The following is a 4622-nucleotide window of genomic DNA, read 5'->3' as shown; positions in this document are numbered from 1 at the left end:
TTACCGTCAATCCATAGGCTCCTGCTAAATTTGAAGAAGTTTTAAACTCTAACATAATGAATAAAACTGCAATCAATAAAAACCAGTTAACAGTTCCAATATATATTTGGGATTTTAATTCTTTTGAGGTATAATCAATCTTCAACATTGGCATTATTCTTGTTGTAATTGCTTGATAGACAATAGAAAACATTCCACTTATCATTGCCTGCGAAGCAATAATTGTAGCAGCTATACTTAAAATCAAAAAAGGAACATAAAGAGAGTATGAAAAATTTAAAGATAGTTCAAAAAGAATGTTTTTAACCTCAGGATGAGATAGAATAAAAGCACCCTGACCGAAATAATTAATTGAAAGAACAAAAAACAAAATTGTCCATGCCTGCCTTATAGGCTTTGAACCAAGATGTCCCATATCTGCATACATTGCCTCACAACCTGTTACGCAGAGAATGACTTCTCCTAAGATTAAGTAGCCTTTCCACCCATTTTTTAAAACAAAATCTATAGCATAATATGGATTTACAGCCTTCAAAACCTCAGGATTTTTTAAAATTCCATAGATACCAAGAATAAGAAGAGAAGAAAACCATATAACCATTACAGGACCAAAAGCAGAGGCAACCTTTTCAGTTCCCTTTTTTTGGAAAAGAAATAAAAATATAGCAATAACCATGGCTCCTAAAATAATCATCTCTTGCGAAATTGTTATTTCTGGTATAAAAGCTGAACCCTCGACAGCACTTAAAATACTTATTGATGGAGTTATAACACCATCACCCATCATAAAAGAAGTTCCTATAAAGGATAAAAATGTGACAACTCCTTTAGCTTTTTTTGATTTTGAAAGAGATTTAAATATCTCAGCAAGAACAATTGTTCCACCTTCACCCCTTATACTTAGTCTCATTGCAAGAACATTGTATTGAATCGTAGGAAGTATAACAAGTGTCCAGAAAATAAGAGAGAGAACTCCGAGAACATTTTCATAGGTAGGCTCAAGAATTAAAAATGTAACAGTTAAAGTATATATTGGGCTTGTTCCAATATCTCCAAAAACAAGGCCCATTGCTTTGATGATTCCAGTCATAGATTTTTATTATACCTGAAATTGAGAATAGAAAAAATCCCTAAGTTGCCAGCTTTGATTAACTAAAATCTCTTGATTTTTTAAGACTGCTTGCTATAATCTATTGTCGTGATTTAATGCAGGTTCTAATGCGTGATATTTCCTTCATATTCAGGAATTGAAGACAATTTAAGGATAATTTTATGAATATTGAAAAAATTGCAGTTTTATCTATAATAGTAGTAGCTGTAGCAGGAGTTTTACTGTTTGCAAGATTTTTTTTATTCAAAATCCTTCATCACTGGGGTAAAAAGACTAAAACAGGCATAGACAAATTAATAATAAATACAATTAAAGTTCCTTCAATTTTCTGGTGCATTGGAATAGCCCTTTATATAGGAATTGAAAGCTCAGAATTTCCTCAAAAATATAATTTATACATAATTAAAACGATTCATGTATTGATAATTCTATCAATAACTATACCTGTTGCTAATCTCGCTAATAGACTTTTTATGCGGTATGTGGAACGCTCATCAGTTTCTGTGCAGTCAACAGGTCTTTTAAATATAATAATAAAGAGTGCCGTCTATTTAATTGGTTTTATAATAATACTTAACATTTTTGGAATTTCCATAGCACCTCTTATAACAGCACTTGGTATAGGTGGATTAGCAGTTGCTCTTGCTCTTAAAGACACTCTTGAAAATCTCTTTGCCGGAATTCATATTATGGCAGAAAAAACAATAAGGATTGGTGATTTTATACGACTTGAAAATGGACAGGAAGGATATGTGGAGGATATTTCATGGAGAACTACAAGAATCAGAATGCTTTCAAATAATATGTTAATAATACCAAACAGCAAGCTTTCTCAAAGCATTGTGGTTAACTATTTTTTACCTGAAAAAAGAACGACTCTACAGATTCCAGTTAGTGTAAGTTATTCATCAGATCTTGAAAGAGTTGAGAAAATATTGCTTGAAGAAACAAAAAAGGCTTCAGTAGAAATTGAAGGACTACTTAGTGAACCCGAGCCAGTAGTAAGATTTATTCCCGGATTTGGTGAGAACTCTCTTGATTTTACTATTGTTTGTCAAATAAGAGAATTTGTTGATCAGTATAGTGTTCAGCATGAACTAAGAAAAAGAATATTTAAACGCTTCCAGGAAGAAAGAATTAGCATTAGCTGAGATTGAATTAGTAATAGAAAAGTTTGAATCTTTCTTATAGCTTTACTTAGCTCTTGGATGATGTTTAAGATACTCTTTACGAAGTCTATCCATTGAAACTTTAGTATAAACTTGAGTTGTAGATATGTCACTATGACCAAGCATTTTCTGTAGAGACCTTAAATCTGCACCACCTTCAAGCAAATGGGTTGCAAAGCTGTGTCTAATCATATGAGGTGTTACATTTACGCCTGCAATTTTCCCCATTACCTTGAGATTCTGCCAGAATCTCTGACGGGTCATTGCTTGTCCTCGATTATTAAGAAAAAGATAATCGGAAGCCTTCTTTTTAAGAAGCTTTGGTCTTAGCTCTATCAAATACTTTTTAATTTTATCTATTGAACGATAAACTATTGGAACAACTCTTTCTTTATCACCCTTACCTTTAACTCTTATAAATCCTGCTTCAAAGTTTATATCGCTCAATTTTAGATTAACAAGCTCACTGACCCTTAATCCTGAAGCATACATCAATTCAAGCATGGTAATATCTCTTAAGTAATATTTGCTTTGAAGCATCACTGAAAGAAGCTTTTTTATCTCATCAATTTCAAGAGCTTTTGGAAGTCTGAGCCATAGTTTTGGTGATTTAAGTCCCTCTGTTGGATCATGATTTATTAAATTTTCAAAGATCAAAAACCGAAAAAACTGCTTTAAAGAAGACAGGTTTCTCGCAATGGATGAAGAACTGTAGCCTTTTTCTTTCAAGCCTAAAAGGTAATTTACAACCAGTTGTTTTTCGCAATTTAAAGGTGAAATTTGCTGTTGCTGAAGATATAAACAAAATCCTTTCAAATCATTTTCATAGGACTTTACTGTATTTATAGAAAGGGCTTTTTCAGTAAGACAATAGTTAAGAAACTTTTTGAGAATCTCTTTTTGTTCCATTATCTATAAACTCTTCAATGCCTACCTGTGAGCGCAACATATCATAAAAAATCTTTCCGAGCTGGAATAAATTTTCTGTATCTGCTCTGTTATAAGAAATAAGGCGCTCAAGACTGTCAGTACTTCCATTTAAATATGCTTTCCAGAGCTTTACAGCATCATATCCGTTAAGCCCTTTGAGCTCTTCCTGTCTTTCAATCAGAAATAATGTTTCAAGCTTTTTAAGCCCACCATGAATTCCCAATCTTTTTCCTGCAAAAAATAAATCAAAATGAGGCATGTGTTCAATTTTCAAATTAGGAAACTCTTTTTTAAGAAATGGAATATCAAAAATGCTTCCATAAAATGTTATCAGATATCTGTATCCATCAATGGACTGCTGAAGATTTTCTTCTGTGAGATTTTCTCCTTTAACTAAAGCTTGATACCCTTTTGGAGAATAAAGTCCAACCACAGTTACATATCCACCTTTCTCTGGTGTTAGTCCGTTTGTTTCTATATCAAGGCATACTACATCGTTCATCCATTCTTCAAAAAGCCTCCAGTGTTCTCTTTTTTTCAAATGTTCAGCAAAAAAACAACAATCCTTGCAAATTAAAGCCTCATAAGCCCAGTGAAGAAACTCATCATAGCTTTGTTTTTTTTCATAATCTAAATCAAGAACCTCTTTACAATTGAAAAAATCTTCCCAAGTAAGAACTCCTTGCCTCCATAGCTTTCGTTCTCTTTTTTCTCCAATTCCATCAAGAAGTATAAAAGTATTTTTAATCATGTTTTTATTATATTAAGCTTAAGAAAATTTAGACAAGTTTTCAAAGAATAAAAATAAGTTGAATCATACTTTTTGAACAAAAAAATTAAATACTATGTATAAGATAAATTATCAAAAAGCCAGCTATTACAAGAATAGCGACTACCAGAAGTATATCAAGTAACAAAGAGGGTTTATAACTGTCCTCATCAATCTGTTTTTCAATCTTTTTATATCGTATAAAAGCAAGAAAACCCATTAATGCTCCAAGAGCGACAAGAAATATACCAAAGAATGAAGAATATCCAACATGCGATGGCTGTAATAGTTCTTTCTCCAAAACATGCGATGGCTCTTTCTGATGTAAAGTTGAAGAAACAAAAAAGGAGATCTGCCTTACAAAAAGTGCAAATTTTTCAACAACAAATCCGAATGCCATTATTCCAATGCTTGTTCTAATCCATGAAAGAAAGGTTCTTTCATTTGCAAGATGAACTCTTCTGTTCCGAACTTTTGGATGTGTGTTATTTTCTTCCATTGTTTTGAAAACTTCTTTTTACATCTCTGACATCATTTTTAAACATTAATTTTAATTTTAAAACAAACCATCAATTAAAATAAATCTCCCGAATTGCCTCATTTAAAATCTACTTGAAATACCATTCGTTGCAGATTCCTTTTC

At 32.0% G+C, this 4622-nt stretch carries 5 protein-coding genes; 1 reads left to right on the top strand and 4 read right to left on the bottom strand.

Going from position 1 to position 4622, the window contains the following annotated elements; all coding sequences use genetic code 11:
- A partial coding sequence (locus ACP5O9_RS08630; protein ID WP_428723844.1) for a KUP/HAK/KT family potassium transporter occupies positions 1-1090 on the bottom strand: 1090 nt, incomplete at its 3' end.
- A gap of 182 nt (positions 1091-1272) precedes the next feature.
- Between ACP5O9_RS08630 and ACP5O9_RS08625 the strand changes: the two genes are divergently transcribed.
- A complete protein-coding gene (locus ACP5O9_RS08625; protein ID WP_428723843.1) occupies positions 1273-2262 on the top strand; it encodes a mechanosensitive ion channel family protein in 990 nt (329 codons plus the stop codon).
- Between the two features lie 42 nt (positions 2263-2304).
- On the opposite strand, the gene xerD is transcribed toward ACP5O9_RS08625, so the two are convergent.
- From xerD to ACP5O9_RS08610, 3 genes are all read right to left on the bottom strand, one after another.
- Positions 2305-3189, bottom strand: coding sequence for a site-specific tyrosine recombinase XerD (gene xerD, locus ACP5O9_RS08620; RefSeq protein ID WP_353686268.1), 885 nt, complete (start codon positions 3187-3189; stop codon positions 2305-2307).
- Positions 3155-3961, bottom strand: a complete 807-nt coding sequence (locus tag ACP5O9_RS08615; RefSeq protein ID WP_424905294.1) for a ribonuclease H-like domain-containing protein — start codon at positions 3959-3961, stop codon at positions 3155-3157. Before ACP5O9_RS08615 ends, xerD begins: the two co-directional genes overlap by 35 nt.
- A gap of 85 nt (positions 3962-4046) precedes the next feature.
- The gene (locus ACP5O9_RS08610) at positions 4047-4478 is read right to left on the bottom strand and encodes a YidH family protein (protein ID WP_353686270.1); all 432 of its coding nucleotides are present in this window, start codon (positions 4476-4478) and stop codon (positions 4047-4049) included.
- Positions 4479-4622 lie beyond the last annotated feature (144 nt).

It is taken from the genome of Thermodesulfovibrio sp. (assembly GCF_049969575.1).
Classification (GTDB): Bacteria; Nitrospirota; Thermodesulfovibrionia; order Thermodesulfovibrionales; family Thermodesulfovibrionaceae; genus Thermodesulfovibrio; species Thermodesulfovibrio obliviosus.
Note: the sequence above shows the minus strand (reverse complement) of the source record. Positions and strands in the feature narration are given on the sequence as shown.

Coding starts and splice junctions, on each gene's coding strand:
- ACP5O9_RS08625 (WP_428723843.1), top strand. CDS start 1,273: ATGAATATTGAAAAAATTGCAGTTTTATCTATAATAGTAGTAGCTGTA.
- xerD (WP_353686268.1), bottom strand. CDS start 3,189: ATGGAACAAAAAGAGATTCTCAAAAAGTTTCTTAACTATTGTCTTACT.
- ACP5O9_RS08615 (WP_424905294.1), bottom strand. CDS start 3,961: ATGATTAAAAATACTTTTATACTTCTTGATGGAATTGGAGAAAAAAGA.
- ACP5O9_RS08610 (WP_353686270.1), bottom strand. CDS start 4,478: ATGGAAGAAAATAACACACATCCAAAAGTTCGGAACAGAAGAGTTCAT.